The organism is Sphingomonas sp. BLHR8 (assembly GCF_056821725.1).
On record NZ_JBPDIM010000001.1, the window covers coordinates 1364870 to 1378416 of the forward strand.

General features: G+C 67.5%; 17 protein-coding genes. 7 read left to right on the plus strand and 10 right to left on the minus strand.

The features are described 5' to 3' along the window. Window positions 1–6 precede the first annotated feature (6 nt). The 5 genes from ribH to ACRYJK_RS06735 are packed head-to-tail and all read right to left on the minus strand — an operon-like array spanning window position 7 to window position 3912. The gene (gene ribH, locus ACRYJK_RS06715) at window positions 7–426 is read right to left on the minus strand and encodes a 6,7-dimethyl-8-ribityllumazine synthase (protein ID WP_482666767.1); all 420 of its coding nucleotides are present in this window, start codon (window positions 424–426) and stop codon (window positions 7–9) included. After that, window positions 426–1736 (minus strand): 3,4-dihydroxy-2-butanone-4-phosphate synthase, encoded by a 1311-nt coding sequence (gene ribB, locus ACRYJK_RS06720; RefSeq protein ID WP_482666768.1) that lies wholly within the window; start codon window positions 1734–1736, stop codon window positions 426–428. The genes ribH and ribB overlap by 1 nt, the downstream gene beginning before the upstream one ends. A gap of 51 nt (window positions 1737–1787) precedes the next feature. Continuing rightward, complete coding sequence (locus ACRYJK_RS06725) at window positions 1788–2396, minus strand: riboflavin synthase (protein ID WP_482666769.1); 609 nt, start codon at window positions 2394–2396, stop codon at window positions 1788–1790. Then, the gene (gene ribD / locus ACRYJK_RS06730) at window positions 2378–3370 is read right to left on the minus strand and encodes a bifunctional diaminohydroxyphosphoribosylaminopyrimidine deaminase/5-amino-6-(5-phosphoribosylamino)uracil reductase RibD (RefSeq protein ID WP_482666770.1); all 993 of its coding nucleotides are present in this window, start codon (window positions 3368–3370) and stop codon (window positions 2378–2380) included. The genes ACRYJK_RS06725 and ribD overlap by 19 nt, the downstream gene beginning before the upstream one ends. A gap of 26 nt (window positions 3371–3396) precedes the next feature. Beyond that, on the minus strand, window positions 3397–3912 hold the full coding sequence (locus ACRYJK_RS06735) for a hypothetical protein (RefSeq protein ID WP_482666771.1): 516 nt from the start codon (window positions 3910–3912) through the stop codon (window positions 3397–3399). A gap of 64 nt (window positions 3913–3976) precedes the next feature. Between ACRYJK_RS06735 and ACRYJK_RS06740 the strand changes: the two genes are divergently transcribed. Further along, the gene (locus tag ACRYJK_RS06740; RefSeq protein WP_482666772.1) at window positions 3977–4405 is read left to right on the plus strand and encodes a hypothetical protein; all 429 of its coding nucleotides are present in this window, start codon (window positions 3977–3979) and stop codon (window positions 4403–4405) included. On the opposite strand, the gene ACRYJK_RS06745 is transcribed toward ACRYJK_RS06740, so the two are convergent. The 4 genes from ACRYJK_RS06745 to nadB form a co-directional block, all read right to left on the minus strand. Further along, window positions 4402–5577, minus strand: coding sequence for an alpha-hydroxy-acid oxidizing protein (locus ACRYJK_RS06745; RefSeq protein ID WP_482666773.1), 1176 nt, complete (start codon window positions 5575–5577; stop codon window positions 4402–4404). The genes ACRYJK_RS06740 and ACRYJK_RS06745 overlap by 4 nt on opposite strands. 44 nt (window positions 5578–5621) lie before the next feature. Next, window positions 5622–5795: a rubredoxin gene (locus ACRYJK_RS06750; RefSeq protein WP_482666774.1), complete on the minus strand. Its 174-nt coding sequence runs from the start codon at window positions 5793–5795 to the stop codon at window positions 5622–5624. Then, complete coding sequence (locus ACRYJK_RS06755; RefSeq protein WP_482666775.1) at window positions 5795–6634, minus strand: cytochrome P450; 840 nt, start codon at window positions 6632–6634, stop codon at window positions 5795–5797. The genes ACRYJK_RS06750 and ACRYJK_RS06755 overlap by 1 nt, the downstream gene beginning before the upstream one ends. A gap of 111 nt (window positions 6635–6745) precedes the next feature. Further along, entirely contained in the window at window positions 6746–8344 is a 1599-nt protein-coding gene (gene nadB / locus ACRYJK_RS06760; protein ID WP_482666776.1) for an L-aspartate oxidase, read from the minus strand. Window positions 8345–8441: 97 nt separating this feature from the next. Between nadB and ACRYJK_RS06765 the strand changes: the two genes are divergently transcribed. Next, window positions 8442–8729: a WGxxGxxG family protein gene (locus ACRYJK_RS06765; protein WP_482666777.1), complete on the plus strand. Its 288-nt coding sequence runs from the start codon at window positions 8442–8444 to the stop codon at window positions 8727–8729. 52 nt (window positions 8730–8781) lie between these two features. On the opposite strand, the gene ACRYJK_RS06770 is transcribed toward ACRYJK_RS06765, so the two are convergent. Then, window positions 8782–9711: an ABC transporter ATP-binding protein gene (locus tag ACRYJK_RS06770; protein WP_482666778.1), complete on the minus strand. Its 930-nt coding sequence runs from the start codon at window positions 9709–9711 to the stop codon at window positions 8782–8784. Window positions 9712–9826: 115 nt separating this feature from the next. Between ACRYJK_RS06770 and ACRYJK_RS06775 the strand changes: the two genes are divergently transcribed. Genes ACRYJK_RS06775 through ACRYJK_RS06795 form a run of 5 tightly spaced genes read left to right on the plus strand, consistent with a single transcriptional unit; the run spans window position 9827 to window position 13519 of the window. Continuing rightward, window positions 9827–10420: a DUF4402 domain-containing protein gene (locus tag ACRYJK_RS06775; protein ID WP_482666779.1), complete on the plus strand. Its 594-nt coding sequence runs from the start codon at window positions 9827–9829 to the stop codon at window positions 10418–10420. A 58-nt stretch (window positions 10421–10478) separates the two neighbouring features. After that, entirely contained in the window at window positions 10479–10712 is a 234-nt protein-coding gene (locus ACRYJK_RS06780) for a zinc-finger domain-containing protein (protein ID WP_482667413.1), read from the plus strand. Window positions 10713–10761: 49 nt separating this feature from the next. Next, window positions 10762–12207, plus strand: coding sequence for a TldD/PmbA family protein (locus ACRYJK_RS06785; protein ID WP_482666780.1), 1446 nt, complete (start codon window positions 10762–10764; stop codon window positions 12205–12207). Beyond that, on the plus strand, window positions 12204–12797 hold the full coding sequence (locus tag ACRYJK_RS06790) for a DUF924 family protein (RefSeq protein ID WP_482666781.1): 594 nt from the start codon (window positions 12204–12206) through the stop codon (window positions 12795–12797). Before ACRYJK_RS06785 ends, ACRYJK_RS06790 begins: the two co-directional genes overlap by 4 nt. Further along, window positions 12797–13519 (plus strand): endonuclease/exonuclease/phosphatase family protein, encoded by a 723-nt coding sequence (locus tag ACRYJK_RS06795; protein WP_482666782.1) that lies wholly within the window; start codon window positions 12797–12799, stop codon window positions 13517–13519. The genes ACRYJK_RS06790 and ACRYJK_RS06795 overlap by 1 nt, the downstream gene beginning before the upstream one ends. The last annotated feature ends 28 nt before the right edge of the window (window positions 13520–13547 follow it).

The window sequence follows — 13547 nt, forward strand, 5'->3', positions numbered from 1 at the left end:
TGAAACTCAGGCGAAGCGTTCCCGCACCTGCATCAGCGCCAGCGCTGCGCGCGCCGCGTCGCCGCCCTTGTCGAGCTGCGCGGGGTCGGCACGCCGGATCGCCTGGGCTTCGTTTTCAGTGGTGAGGATGCCGTTCCCGACCGCGAGGCCGTCCAGCGTCAGCGCCATGATGCCGCGTGCGCTCTCGCCGGCGACGATGTCGAAATGATAGGTCTCGCCACGGATCACCACGCCGAGGGCAACGAACGCATCATACGCCCCGCCCTCGCTCGCCAGCGAAATCGCGCCGGGGATTTCGAGCGCGCCCGGCACCGTGAGCACTTCGACGGAATGGCCCGCCGCCTCCAGCGCCGCCCGCGCCCCGGCGAGCAGCATGTCGTTGAGGTGCGCATAGTAACGTGCTTCGACAATCAGCACCTTCGCCATCAGCGTGCTCCCTCGACCGTCTCACCCGGGATCGAACGTTCGCCCACGATTTCAAGCCCGTAGCCTTCCAGCGCCACGAGATTGGTGTGGGTCGGGGTTAGCAATTCCATTCGGTGAACGCCCAGGTCAGCGAGGATCTGCGCCCCGATGCCGTAGCTGCGGAGGTCCATGTTGGCGGGCACCGACGCCCCGTCGCGGGTCGCTGGGGCGGGTGCGGGCGGCGCCGCGCCCGGATCGCCGGCGGGCATGAGCAGGACGATCAGGCCACTGCCCGCGCTCCCGACTGCCTCCATTGCGCGCTGGAGCCGCCGCTTGCGCGGTCCCGGCGCCCCGAGCACGTCATGCGCGACCGACAGGGCGTGCATGCGCACCAGCGTCACCCCGTCGGGGTCCACCGCGCCCTTTTGCAGCACCAGATGCGTCGCGCCATCGACCCGGTTGCGATAGCGTTTCAAGCGCCAGTCCCCGCCGTAATCGCTCTCGAACGGCTCGTCGGCGATGCATTCGACCAGACTGTCATTGCGATGGCGATAGGCAATGAGGTCGGCGATGGTGCCGATCTTCAGCCCATGCCGCCGCGCGAAGGGGATGAGATCGTCGAGCCGGGCCATGGACCCGTCCTCGTTCATGATCTCGCAGATCACGCCCGACGGGTTCAGCCCCGCGAGGCGGCTGATGTCGACCGCGGCTTCGGTGTGGCCGGCGCGCACCAGCACGCCGCCGTCGCGTGCCGTCAGCGGAAAGACGTGGCCCGGTGTGACGATGTCCTCGCGTTGCCGCGATGCGTCGATGGCAACGGAGATGGTGCGCGCGCGATCGGCGGCGCTGATGCCGGTCGTAACGCCTTCGCGCGCTTCGATCGATACGGTGAAGGCGGTCTCGTAAACGGTGCCGTTCGACCGGCTCATCGCCTCCAGCCCAAGCGCGTCGCAGCGCGCCTTGGAGAGGGCCAGGCAGATCAGCCCACGCCCGTGCATGGCCATGAAATTGATCGCGGCGGGCGTCGCCATCTGCGCCGGAATGACGAGGTCGCCTTCATTCTCGCGATCTTCGTCGTCGACGAGAATGAACATGCGCCCGTTGCGCGCCTCGTCGATGATTTCCTCGGGCGTCGCCATTGGCGAGGCATCGCTGCCGTAGGCGAGCCAGTCCTCCAGCTTGCGTAGCGTCTCGGCGGTCGGGTTCCAGCCGGGCGCGTCGAGGTCGCGCAGGCTGTTGGCATGCAGCCCCGCAGCCCGAGCGAGACCGGATTTCGTGACTTCGCCGTCAGCAACGAGGCCGCGAACGCGCGAGATAAGGTCGGTAGCCATTGGAGAGAACTATCACAGTCTGGTGTGACCGCCAACCAATGAATCACATTGTCAACTTTTAAGCACGTCCTTCATCCGCTTCAAATAGCGCGCGAGCGTGTCGATCTCGACGTTGACCTGTCGGTCGACCCGCCAGTCGGCAAGCGTCGTGACGTCCCAGCTGTGCGGAATGATGTTGACCGACAGCGTCGTACCACCGTCCGCTGCGTCAGCCACTTCGTTAACGGTGAGGGACACGCCATCCAGCGCGATCGAGCCCTTGGTCGCCACAAACGGCGCGAGCGCGGCCGGGACGCGTAGCTGCACCCGGCGGCTGTCGCCGACCGGGTCGATCGCAACCACCGCGGCGACTCCGTCGACGTGGCCGGTCACGATATGGCCCCCGAGTTCATCGCCGACTCGTAACGAGCGTTCGAGGTTCAGTCGCGCCCCCTCGCGCCACATGTCGGGCGCGGTGCGCGCCACCGTTTCGGCACTCACGTCGACCGCGAACCAGTCATCGCCCTTGTCGACGACGGTGAGGCAGGTGCCCGAGCACGCGATCGACGCCCCAATCGCCACCGTATCAAGCGGCTGACCGGTGCCGATGGTCAGCCTGAGGTCACCGCGCGGCTCGACGCTGCGGACGGTCCCGATGTCGGTTACGATGCCAGTGAACATCCGTTCGCTCCCAGATCTGCGCGGCGCTCGTAAAGCTCCATGCGATCATCGCCAAGATTTCTCGCTTCGACCAACCGCCAGCGTCCATGCGCCGCGGACAGGTTGGCGAGCCGGATCGCGTCCAGTGCCGCCGCGCCGTCCCCGCCGATCAGGAGCGGCGCCCGATACAGGAGGAGGCGATCCACGCAATCGGCGGCGACGAACGCCGCAGCAGCGCCAGCGCCGCCCTCCACCAGCAGGTCATTCACCCCAACCAGCGTGTGCAACTGCTCCACACCCTCCAGACGCTCCCAGCCGGCAGCACCGCCCGGCAGAGGCCGGCGCGTGAGGATGAGACGTCGTAGCGGCAGACGCTCGACGCCCGGCAGGCGAACATCGAGCCGCGGTGCGTCGGTTTCGAACGTGCCCCGCCCGACGAGGATAGCGTCCATCTCCGCTCGCACACGATGCGCGTGGGCGCGAGCAACGTCGCCCGTAATCCAGCGGCTCTCCCCGGTGGCGAGCGCTATCCGACCATCGAGGCTCGTCGCCAGCTTGAGCGTGACGCGCGGGCGCCCCAGCGTCTGACGGGTAAGGAACCCGCCGAGCGCCTCGCGCGCATCGCCTTCGCCGGTTCCGGCCGCGACCTCCACACCGGCGGCGCGCAGCAGATCGAACCCGCCGCCGCTGGTGCGGGGATCGGGGTCGGTCAGCGCGGCAACGACGCGTGCAACCCCGGCCTCCGCGAGGGCAGCGGCGCAGGCCGGTCCGCGCTCGCTTCGGTGCGCGCAGGGTTCGAGCGTGACATAGGCGGTCGCGCCGCGCACCGCGTCGAGCGCCTGCGCCAGCGCCACGCCCTCCGCATGGGGACGACCGCCGGGCTGGGTCCAGCCGCGTCCGACGACTCGGCCATCGCGCACGATGATGCAGCCGACGGCGGGGTTGGCGCCGGTCGTGCCGAGCCCACGGCGCCCAAGCGCTATCGCCGCCGCCATCCAACGCGCGTCTTCCGGCGCTGCTGTCACGGGCGCGGGGGTGCAGCGGCGGCCGTTGAAGTCGCGTTGTCGGCAGCACGGCGCGGCAGCGGCGGCGGCGCGGCGTCGCCTCGCGCCTGCGCGGCGTCATTCTCCGCGATGAGCCGCTCGATCTCGCGTCGGGCGTCGTCGAATTCGGTGTCCGCCGCCTGCTGGTCGTAACTCTGCCCGATTGCACGCCCGACGGCGCCGTAAGCTGCGCGCCGCTTGCGATTATTTTCATTGTCGACGAGCGCGCGGTTCAGCCAGTCGCGGCGAACATCGAATTCGCTGCGGTCGGCGCGCCAGCTGTCGAAATAGACCACCCGCGGCCCTTCCGCGCGCGGGGCTTCCTGCCGGAATATGCCCCACATGACGAGGCCGGCGATGGTGATCGACAGCCCGAGCAAGGGCCAGCGATGGGGGCGGTCCGCCCGCACATAATGGATGAAATCGCGCATCCCGCCCGCCACATCGGCCGAACGGCGCCGCGCGCCGAACACTTCGCCCAGTTCGTCTGCCATACGATCAGGATAGGGGGGTGGGGCGGATTTTGCGAGAGCCGGATGGGCACGCTAGACAGAGCGCATGACGCAACACGCTCGCTTGTCCGCCATCGCCGCCGTCAGCGTCGGCGCCCTTGCGCTCTCGGCCTGCGCCGGGGGGAGCGCCATCCCGCCGGCGCGGTCGAGCGCAGGGGTGCCGAGCCGCACCGCCGACCGCCCCGCGGGCAATCTCCATCGCGCGCCGGCCCTCCCCACCGCGCGGGGCACCGCGAGCGGCCTCACCGGAAGCGACGCCGCCGCCCTCTCCGCTGCGTTCGGATCGCCCAGGCTCGACGTGGCGGAGGGACCTGCGCGCAAGCTTCAGTGGGTGGGGCCCGGCTGCGTCCTCGACGCCTACCTCTACCCCGTGCGCGATGGCGCGGCGCCGACCGTCACCCACGTCGATGCGCGCACCCGCGAAGGCTTGGACACCGACGTCGCCGCCTGCGTGTCAGCCCTGCGGCGGCGCTAGGCGCGGTCGGTGCGCACCGCTCCTGCGGCGCGCACGTCAGCGATGGTCGGCATGCCGTTGACTGCCATCAACAGGTCCGCTTCGGCGAGGATGCAGCGCAGGACGTGCGCGGCGCCCTCCGCCCCTTCGAGCGCGAGGCCCCAGGCGTAGGGGCGGCCGATCCCGACCGCCCGCGCGCCGAGCGCCAGCGCCTTCACCACGTCGGTACCCGAGCGCACCCCGCTGTCGAATAGCACCGGCGTATCGCTCGCCGCCGCGACCACGCCCGGTAGCATGTCGATCGCCGCGATGCCGCCGTTTGCCTGCCGCCCTCCATGATTGGAGCAGTAGATCGCATCGACGCCCGCATCGACCGCGCGACGCGCGTCGTCGGGATGGCAGATGCCCTTGAGCGCGATCGGCAGCTTGGTCGCGCCGCGTAGCCAGGCAAGGTCGTCCCACGTCAGCACCCGCCCGAACATTTGCCCGAACAGCATGATCGCCGCGGCCAGGTCCTCCTGCGGCGGCTTGGCGAGCTTCGAGCGGAAGACGGGATCGCTGAAGTAATTCTCGAGCACCGCCCCGCGGAGCTGCGGGAAGTTGCTGGCGTTGAGGTCGCGCGGGCGCCAGCCGGTGACCCAGGTGTCGAGTGTCACCACCAGCGCCGCATAGCCCGCCGCTTCCGCGCGCATGATGAGGCTCTCGGCGAATTCGGTGTCACGCGGCGTGTAGAGCTGGAAGAAGGCCGGCGCCCCCTTCAATTCCTCCGCCACACGCTCGAGCGAATCGTTGCCGAGCGTCGAAAGCATCAGCGGTACACCGGTCGCCACGCTCGCCCGCGCGGCATGGAGGTCGCCGTGGCCGTCGGGGGTCATGATGCCGTTGACCCCGATCGGCGCCATGAAGATCGGTGTGTCGTAGCGGCGCCCGAACAGCTCGATTCCCACGTCGCGGGTCGATCCGTCGACCAGCATGCGCGGCACCATGCCCCAGTGGTGAAACGCGCGGACATTTTCGTCCTGCGTATGCTCATCGCCGCAGCCGCCCTGCACATAGTTCAGCACATGCGCCGGCATCGCCGCCTCCGCCCGTGCGCGCAGCGTTTTGGCATCGACCGGCAGCCGGGGGAGAATGCCCCGCGTGCCCGCAGCGTAGATCAGATTCTGAAAGTCGCCCCAGTGCGGCATGGTCATCCTTTGATCCCGTCCCCTCCTCACAAGTGCGAGGAGGAGGTGCGTCACACCTCAGCCATCTCGAAATCCGCCTTGCCGCTGCCGCATTGCGGGCAGATCCAGTCATCGGGCACGTCCGCCCAGCGCGTACCGGGGGCGAGGCCTTCGAGCGGGTCGCCGGCTTCCTCGTCATAGACATAGCCGCAGTTGAGGCACTGCCAGACCTTATAGGGCTCCATCACGCCACCTCGAAGCGGATCGGGACATGCTTTGGCCCGCAGACGAAGCTCGACAGCGTGCGCTGCGGCGGCGCGGTTAGCTCGACGCGCTTCATGCGCGGAAACAGCTCCTCCCAGAACAATCGCATCTCCAGCCGCGCGAGGTGCTGGCCGAGGCAGACGTGCGGGCCATAGCCAAAGGCGACGTGGCGGTTGGGCTGGCGGTCGATGCGGAACTCGAACGGATCGTCGAACACATCCTCGTCGCGGTTGGCCGAGTGGTAGGGCAGCATCAGCCACTCGCCGGCGCTGAACAGCTCCTGCGTCAGCCGCATGAGGTAGGGTTCGTCCTCTTCCGGCAGGCCGAGCACGCCCATGATCACCCGCAACGGGTACCAAAAGGCGATCTCCTCGGCGAAATCGCATTCGGGTGCGCGGGCGAGCATGTCGTCGAAATATTGTTTGGCGATCGTGCGTACGCGCGCTTCGAGCTGGCGCACCGCGGCGGGGGTCATCGCCGGAAAGACCACGCCGCGCAGCGCCTTGTGCTCTGCCCCGTCGACCGCGACCAGGCTGCGGATGAGGTTGCCTTCACCGCCGGTGAGGAAGCGCACCGCCGCCTCGTTCTGCATGTTCGAGACGACCGAACTGCGCGGCCCGTTGAGGAAGTCGCTCGCGCGGCGCTCCACCTCCATCACGTCGGCGTGGCGGGAGACGACCCAGAATTTGTCGAACTCGCGCGGCTGTGCCTGCGCGAAGGGGGTGTCGCGCCGAATCTGTCGAAACGCCGCATCGATCGGCTCACCCGCCTGATAGGCTTCGGGGGAGACGATGGTGTCGGCGAGCTGCTGGTCGATCATGCGTTGCTCTCTCTTCCCACGCGCCCGCCTGTTCGCGGCGGATCACCAGGAAGAGTGGACGGGATCGGGCCGCGCTTGGCAAGGGCGCACGCCGCGGACGCTACGGCAGGCTTACGGCGTCAGCACCGTATCCTCGGCGACCGGCAGCAGCCCGGGATAGTCGAGCGTGTAGTGGAGCCCTCGGCTTTCCTTGCGCGCGAGCGCCGAGCGCACGATCAGCCTGGCGACCTCGACCAGGTTGCGCAGTTCGATGAGGTCGGGGGTAACGCGGACGTTGCCGTAATATTCGTCCACCTCGCGACTGAGCAGTTCGACGCGGTGCATCGCGCGCTCGAGCCGCTTGGTTGTCCGGACGATGCCGACATAGTCCCACATGAAGCGCCGCAGCTCGCGCCAGTTGTGCGCGACGATCACCTCCTCGTCGGGTTCACTAACGCGGCTTTCGTCCCACCCGCGCACCGGCGGCGGGGGCGGCAATTCGTCGAAGCGCGTGATGATGTCGCGCGCCACCGCCTCGCCAAACACAAAACATTCGAGCAGCGAATTGGAGGCCAGCCGGTTGGCGCCGTGCAGCCCAGACATGGTGCACTCGCCCGCGGCGTAGAGGCCGGGAAGGTCGGTGCGTCCGTTGCGATCGACCACGACACCGCCGCAGGTGTAATGCTGCGCTGGCACGACCGGGATCGGCGCCTGCGTAATATCGATGCCGAGCCCGAGCAGCTTTTCGTAGATGTTGGGGAAGTGCCCCTTCACAAAATCCGCGGGCTGGTGGCTGATGTCGAGATGGACGTAATCGAGCCCGTCGCGCTTGATCTCCGCATCGTTCGCGCGCGCCACAATGTCGCGCGGCGCCAGTTCCGCCCGCAGATCATAGTCGGGCATGTAGCGATGCCCGGTCTTGGGATTGATCAGCCGCCCGCCTTCGCCGCGCACCGCTTCGGTGATGAGGAAGTTTTTGACGTCGAGGTTGTAGAGGCAGGTCGGGTGGAACTGCATGAATTCCATGTTAGCGACCCGCGCGCCCGCCCGCCACGCCATCGCGATGCCGTCGCCGGTCGCCCCGCGCGGCGCGGTGGAGAACAGGTAGGTGCGCCCCGCCCCGCCCGTCGCCAGCAGCGTCGCTCGCCCGGTGAAGGCCTCCACCCTGCCGCTCGCCTTATCGTAACCGTAAACGCCCCAGACGTTGCCGGCGCCCGAATAAGCCTCCTGGTGCCGCGAGGTGATGAGGTCGATCGCGACAATGTCGGGGCGCAGCGTGATGTTGGGATTGGCGTGCGCTGCGCGCTCAAGCGCATGCTGCACCGCCCACCCGGTCGCATCGTCGACATGGACGATGCGCCGGTGCGAGTGCCCGCCTTCGCGCGTCAGGTGCCAGCGCTCGCCAAAGGCGACGCCTTCGCCATCCGCGCCCGGATTGAACGGCACGCCGAGCGCGGCCAGCCGCTCGATCGCCGCGGGGGCGCTTTCGATCACGAATTCGACGATGTCGCGGTGGTTGAGGCCTGCGCCGGCGACCATCGTGTCTTCGATATGACTGTCGAACGTGTCGCCCGCGTCGAGCACCGCCGCGATGCCGCCCTGCGCCCAGGCGGTCGATCCGTCGCTCAACGCCCCCTTGGCGAGAACGAGGACGCGACATTTTTCGGCGAGGCTCAGCGCCGCAGTCAGCCCGGCTGCACCCGAACCGATGATCACCACATCATGCAACATCGGCCTGCCCATAACCGTTTCGTATCTGGAACCAACCGCGTTACAACCGGTTCGCAACTTTAACGACCGGTCCGGTCGGGAAAAGGGAGGGTATCCAATGAACAAGCTCACCATGGCCGCGGTTGGGGCAGCGATGATGGCGGCAGCTCCGGCGATCGCGCAAGACGCGACCACCGACACGACGCGCACGACCGAAACCACCACGCAGGAAGGGCGCGACGGCTTCCAGTGGGGAATCCTTGGCCTGCTCGGCCTTGCAGGCCTGCTCGGTCGCGGCAAGCGTGAAGAGCATCATCACACGACCACCACCCGCACCCATGCGGACCCGGTCGGTCGTCCCGGCACTGCCGATCCGACGGATCCCAACGGCCGCAATCGCCTCTGACAGAAGCGATCGGTTGTGACGAAGGCCCTGCCGCGCTGCGGCGGGGCCTTTTTCATGAAGCGCGAGTGAGACCCAGGAATACGTCCTCAAGGTCCGCTTCGCGCGTCGATACGTCGACGACTTTCAGCCCCGCCGACTGAGCGATCGCCAGCACATCGCCCGCGTTGGCGCGATCCTTGTTGTAGGTGATGGTGATCTCGCGCTCGCCGGTCTGCTCGACCTTTTCGAACGCGCCCCCCTCTGGCAGCGCTACGGTCGCACCGGGCTCGAGCGTCAGCACAACCGCTTTCTCCCGCGCCATTCCGACGAGGTCGCGAGTCGGCTGGTCGGCGATCAAACGGCCGTGATTGATGATCGCGATGCGATCGCACAGTTGCTCCGCTTCCTCGAGATAATGGGTGGTCAGCACCACCGTCACCCCTTCGTCGTTGAGGCTTTTTACGTAGTTCCAGAGCTGCTGGCGGAGATCGATGTCGACCCCGGCCGTCGGCTCGTCCAGCACCACGATCGGCGGGGCATGCACCAGCGCCTTCGCCACCAGCAGGCGCCGTTTCATCCCTCCCGAGAGTGTGCGGGCATAGGCGTGCGCCTTGTCCTCCAGCCCGACCGCTGCCAGCAGCTCCATCGAACGCCGACGCGCTTTGGGCACGCCATAGAGTCCGGCGACCAATTCCAGCGTCTCGAAGGGCGTGAAAAAGGGGTCGAAGACAATCTCCTGCGGGACGATGCCGATCGACGCCTTGGCGTTGCGCGGGTGCTCGTCGATGTCGAAACCCCAGATGCTCGCCCGCCCGCTGGTCTTCATCACCATCCCCGACAGGATGTTGATCAGCGTCGATTTCCCTGCCCCGTTGGGACCCAGCAAGCCGTAGATGCTGCCGCGCGGCACCGACAATGACACCCCATCGAGCGCGCGTTTGCCGCCTTTGTAGGTTTTTGAGAGCTGGTCGATGACGATCGCAAGGTCGGATGACGATTTCATGCGGTGTGGATACTCGCCTCGGGTTCCAGTGCAAACCGTGTCGGCCAGTTAACGCCGGGCTAACCATGTCGCTGAACCGAGTCTTGCGGCACTGCCGGCTAACCCTCGATGCGTGATGGGGACCAGACCACACAAGGCGGGCGCGACGCGTCCGGCGGCCTTGCGCCGTGCGGTTCGTGACGGCCTAGCGTCGGCGACCGTGCTGATGTTGCTGGCGTCGTCCGGGGCGTTCGCGCGCACCGGTCGGGCGCAGGCACAGGTCACGCGGCCGCTGACGCTCGTCAACTCAGGCCCGCTCGATTTCGGACAGATCACGGCCGGGCAACGCGGCGCTACGGTCACTGTGAGTCCCGCCGGGGTGCGCTCGATCAACGTCAATTTCGGCTTTGGCAGCGCGCCGACGTTGGTCGGCGGGAGTGTTCGCGCAGCGCAATTCGTCGGCATGGGCCGGCCCGGTCAGACGGTGCTGATTTCGACCACGACGAACAGCATCACGCTAGCCAATGCCAGCAATGCGCGGATGACGGTCAATAATTTCCAGATGGCCGCCAACCCGGTGACCCCGCTGACGACCACCCCGCGCCAGTTCACCATCTCCAGCACGAATGGTTCGTTCGCCTTTTCCGTCGGCGGGTCGTTGGTGGTGGGCGCCAACCAAGCGCCCGGCCAATATGTCGGCAGCTTTACGGTCAACATCGAATATCAGTGACAGGAGCCCCTTCGCCGGCCATTGCCGACACGAGACCGCTTTGCTAGCCGCGCAAGCCATGCTCCGACCGCCCGAAATCGTCCGCACCGACACGCCGCGCAACGCCTGCATGGGCGCCAGCGACGTTGCAGGGACAGCGCTCGGCCATCCGCGGGTCTGGCTCCAGATCGATCCCGATATCGGCCATGTCGATTGCGGCTACTGCGACCGGCGTTTCGTGCTGATCGGTGGGCCGGCCGATGATGCCAACGCCGGCGCCGGGCGCGACGTCGGGGACGGCGCGGGGCTCTGACATCCGCAAAGGGTGGCGTAGCGACCATCGCGCCGCCATATCGCGCTGCATGACCCGACCGGTTGACCCAGGCACGCTGCTGTTTCCCGATCATGCGCTCGATCCCGACGAGGCGCTCGCGATTACGCGCGCCGCGATCGGTAGCGCCGAGGATGGCGAACTCTACCTTGCCCATCACGAAAGTGAGACGCTGGGATTCGACGACGGGCGGCTGACCACCGCCGACCGGTCGAGCGATGCGGGCTTTGGCTTGCGCGCCGTCTCGGGCGAGCAGACAGGTTTTGCGCACGCCAACCGCATCGACGCTGCGACGATCCGCCGCGCGGGCGATTCGCTGCGCCTGATCGAGCCACATCGCGGAGCGCCTTCCCCGCCCCCGCGAGCGACGAACGCGCGGCTCTATGACGATGCATCACCGCTCGACGCCCCCGGCTTCGCTGACAAGGTCGCGCTCTGCCAGCGCATCGATGCCGCCGCCCGCGCGCGCGATCCGCGCGTCGTGCAAGTCAGCGTGAGCCTCTCGACGAGCTGGAACGTCGTCGCCATCGTCCGCGCCGACGGCATGCGGACACAGGACGTGCGCCCGCTCGTGCGCCTCAACCTCAACATCGTCGCCGAAGCGAACGGGCGTCGCGAAAGTGGCAGCTTCGGCATCGGCGGCCGAAGGCAGGCGGACGATCTGCTCGACCCCCTCACCTGGCAGCGCGGCATCGACGAGGCGCTGGCGCAGGCGCTTCACAACCTGGAGGCGAAGCCCGCCCCCGCGGGCACCGCGATGGTCCTGCTTGGTCCGGGCTGGCCCGGCATCCTGCTGCACGAGGCCGTCGGCCACGGCCTCGAAGGCGACTTCAATCGCAAGGGCACCAGCGCGTTCGCCGGCCGGATGGGCACGCGCGTCGCCGCACCCGGGGTTACAGTGATCGACGACGGCTCGCTCCTCTCCCCCGTTGCCGGCGCGCGCCGCGGTTCGCTCAGCATCGACGACGAGGGCACGCCCACCGGCGAGACGATCCTGATCGAAGACGGCATCCTCGTCGGATATATGCAGGATCGGCAGAACGCTCGGCTGATGGGCATGGCGCCAACCGGAAACGGCCGCCGCGAAAGCTTCGCGCACCCGCCGATGCCGCGCATGACGAATACGTACATGCGCGGCGGGAACGACGACCCCGCCGAACTGTTGAGCCGGGTCAAGGACGGCATTTACTGCACGAGCTTTGGCGGGGGACAGGTGGACATCGTGTCGGGGCGCTTCACCTTTTCCTGCACCAAGGCGTGGAAGGTTGAAAACGGCGCGCTCGCTTATCCCATTCGCGGCGCAACCTTGACCGGCGACGGCCCGGACGTGCTGACCCGGGTGATCGGGATCGGCAACGACCTCGCGTTTGATGAAGGTATCGGCATGTGTGGCAAGGGCGGCCAAGGCGTTCCCGCGGGGGTCGGTCAGCCCACCTTGCTCATCGACGCCATGACCGTCGGGGGGACAGCCGCATGACCGGGGCACCGGACGAACGTGACGAGGACGCCCTGCCCCCGCCGCCGCCGGCGGACTGGGCGAAACGCACGCTGAAGTTCTGGTTCGATGACCACGACCGGCAGCACTGGTTCAACGGCGGCGATGCATTCGACGCCGAGGTGAGCGAGCGGCTTGGTCCGTGGCGCGACGCGCTGCGTCACCATCCCGTCGAGCACTTCCTAGACGACGCGGACACCGCGCTCGCGGCGATTGTCCTGTTCGATCAGGCGCCGCGCAATATCTTTCGCGACAGCGCCGAAGCCTTTGCGACCGACGAGCATGCGCTCGCCATCGCGCGCGAGGCGGTTGCGCGCCAGTTCGACAACGGCCGCACGGTGGACGAGCGTCTGTTCCTCTACCTTCCCTTCGAGCACAGCGAAGATCTCGACGATCAAAAGGAAGCCGTCCGGCTGGTCTCGCAACTGGGCGATGCAGAATACACCGATTACGCGCAGCGCCATCTCGAGGTGATCAAGCGTTTCGGCCGTTTTCCGCACCGCAATGCCGTGCTCGGCCGAGCGGATCGACGGGGGGAGCGCGAAGCGGTCGCTGCCGGAGCGGCATTTTGATGTCTGCGGACAAGTCGGGAGATACGCTCAAGGTCGCGACCTATAATATCCACAAGGCGATCGGACTCGACCGCCGCCGCGATCCCGAACGCATTCTGACCGTGCTGCACGAAATCGACGCGGATGTCGTCGCATTGCAGGAGGCCGATCGGCGCTTCGGTCGACGCGCAAGTGCGCTCCCGATCGACATGATCGACAACCATGGTCGCTATGTGCCCGTGCAGCTCGACACGCGGCCTGACAGTATCGGTTGGCATGGCAACGCGATTCTCGTCCGACGCGGGGTGAAGGTGCTCGCCACCCGCGTCGTTCCGATTCCAACGGTCGAACCGCGTGGCGCCATTTCGGTCGACCTCGCCATCCGCGACAAGCGAGTGCGCGTCGTCGCGATGCATCTCGACCTGTCCGGCATCCGTCGTCGCCGGCAGGTGCAGGCGATCCTCGCCCATTGCGATGAATGCGAGCCGGCACTGCCGACGGTCATGATGGGCGATCTCAACGAATGGTGTCCCCAGGGCGGGGCGCTGCGCGAGTTTACCGGACGCGGGCATCACGTCCTCGCACCCGGGCGCAGCTTTCACACGCGCCGGCCAGTCGCGATGCTCGACCGGATCATTCACTGCGGCGCGGTCTCGGCCAAAAACTGCGGCGTTCATCACAGCGCCAACGCGGCGAAGGCGAGCGACCACCTGCCGGTGTGGGCCGAACTCGCCGTTCGGTGATTGCGTCAGACGCAATCGTCGTTTTTTC

Excerpts from the sequence above, each read along its gene's own strand:
- ribH (WP_482666767.1), bottom strand. The coding sequence starts at position 426 with ATGGCGAAGGTGCTGATTGTCGAAGCACGTTACTATGCGCACCTCAAC.
- ribB (WP_482666768.1), bottom strand. The coding sequence starts at position 1,736 with ATGGCTACCGACCTTATCTCGCGCGTTCGCGGCCTCGTTGCTGACGGC.
- ACRYJK_RS06725 (WP_482666769.1), bottom strand. The coding sequence starts at position 2,396 with ATGTTCACTGGCATCGTAACCGACATCGGGACCGTCCGCAGCGTCGAG.
- ribD (WP_482666770.1), bottom strand. The coding sequence starts at position 3,370 with ATGGCGGCGGCGATAGCGCTTGGGCGCCGTGGGCTCGGCACGACCGGC.
- ACRYJK_RS06735 (WP_482666771.1), bottom strand. The coding sequence starts at position 3,912 with ATGGCAGACGAACTGGGCGAAGTGTTCGGCGCGCGGCGCCGTTCGGCC.
- ACRYJK_RS06740 (WP_482666772.1), top strand. The coding sequence starts at position 3,977 with ATGACGCAACACGCTCGCTTGTCCGCCATCGCCGCCGTCAGCGTCGGC.
- ACRYJK_RS06745 (WP_482666773.1), bottom strand. The coding sequence starts at position 5,577 with ATGACCATGCCGCACTGGGGCGACTTTCAGAATCTGATCTACGCTGCG.
- ACRYJK_RS06750 (WP_482666774.1), bottom strand. The coding sequence starts at position 5,795 with ATGGAGCCCTATAAGGTCTGGCAGTGCCTCAACTGCGGCTATGTCTAT.
- ACRYJK_RS06755 (WP_482666775.1), bottom strand. The coding sequence starts at position 6,634 with ATGATCGACCAGCAGCTCGCCGACACCATCGTCTCCCCCGAAGCCTAT.
- nadB (WP_482666776.1), bottom strand. The coding sequence starts at position 8,344 with ATGTTGCATGATGTGGTGATCATCGGTTCGGGTGCAGCCGGGCTGACT.
- ACRYJK_RS06765 (WP_482666777.1), top strand. The coding sequence starts at position 8,442 with ATGAACAAGCTCACCATGGCCGCGGTTGGGGCAGCGATGATGGCGGCA.
- ACRYJK_RS06770 (WP_482666778.1), bottom strand. The coding sequence starts at position 9,711 with ATGAAATCGTCATCCGACCTTGCGATCGTCATCGACCAGCTCTCAAAA.
- ACRYJK_RS06775 (WP_482666779.1), top strand. The coding sequence starts at position 9,827 with ATGGGGACCAGACCACACAAGGCGGGCGCGACGCGTCCGGCGGCCTTG.
- ACRYJK_RS06780 (WP_482667413.1), top strand. The coding sequence starts at position 10,479 with ATGCTCCGACCGCCCGAAATCGTCCGCACCGACACGCCGCGCAACGCC.
- ACRYJK_RS06785 (WP_482666780.1), top strand. The coding sequence starts at position 10,762 with ATGACCCGACCGGTTGACCCAGGCACGCTGCTGTTTCCCGATCATGCG.
- ACRYJK_RS06790 (WP_482666781.1), top strand. The coding sequence starts at position 12,204 with ATGACCGGGGCACCGGACGAACGTGACGAGGACGCCCTGCCCCCGCCG.
- ACRYJK_RS06795 (WP_482666782.1), top strand. The coding sequence starts at position 12,797 with ATGTCTGCGGACAAGTCGGGAGATACGCTCAAGGTCGCGACCTATAAT.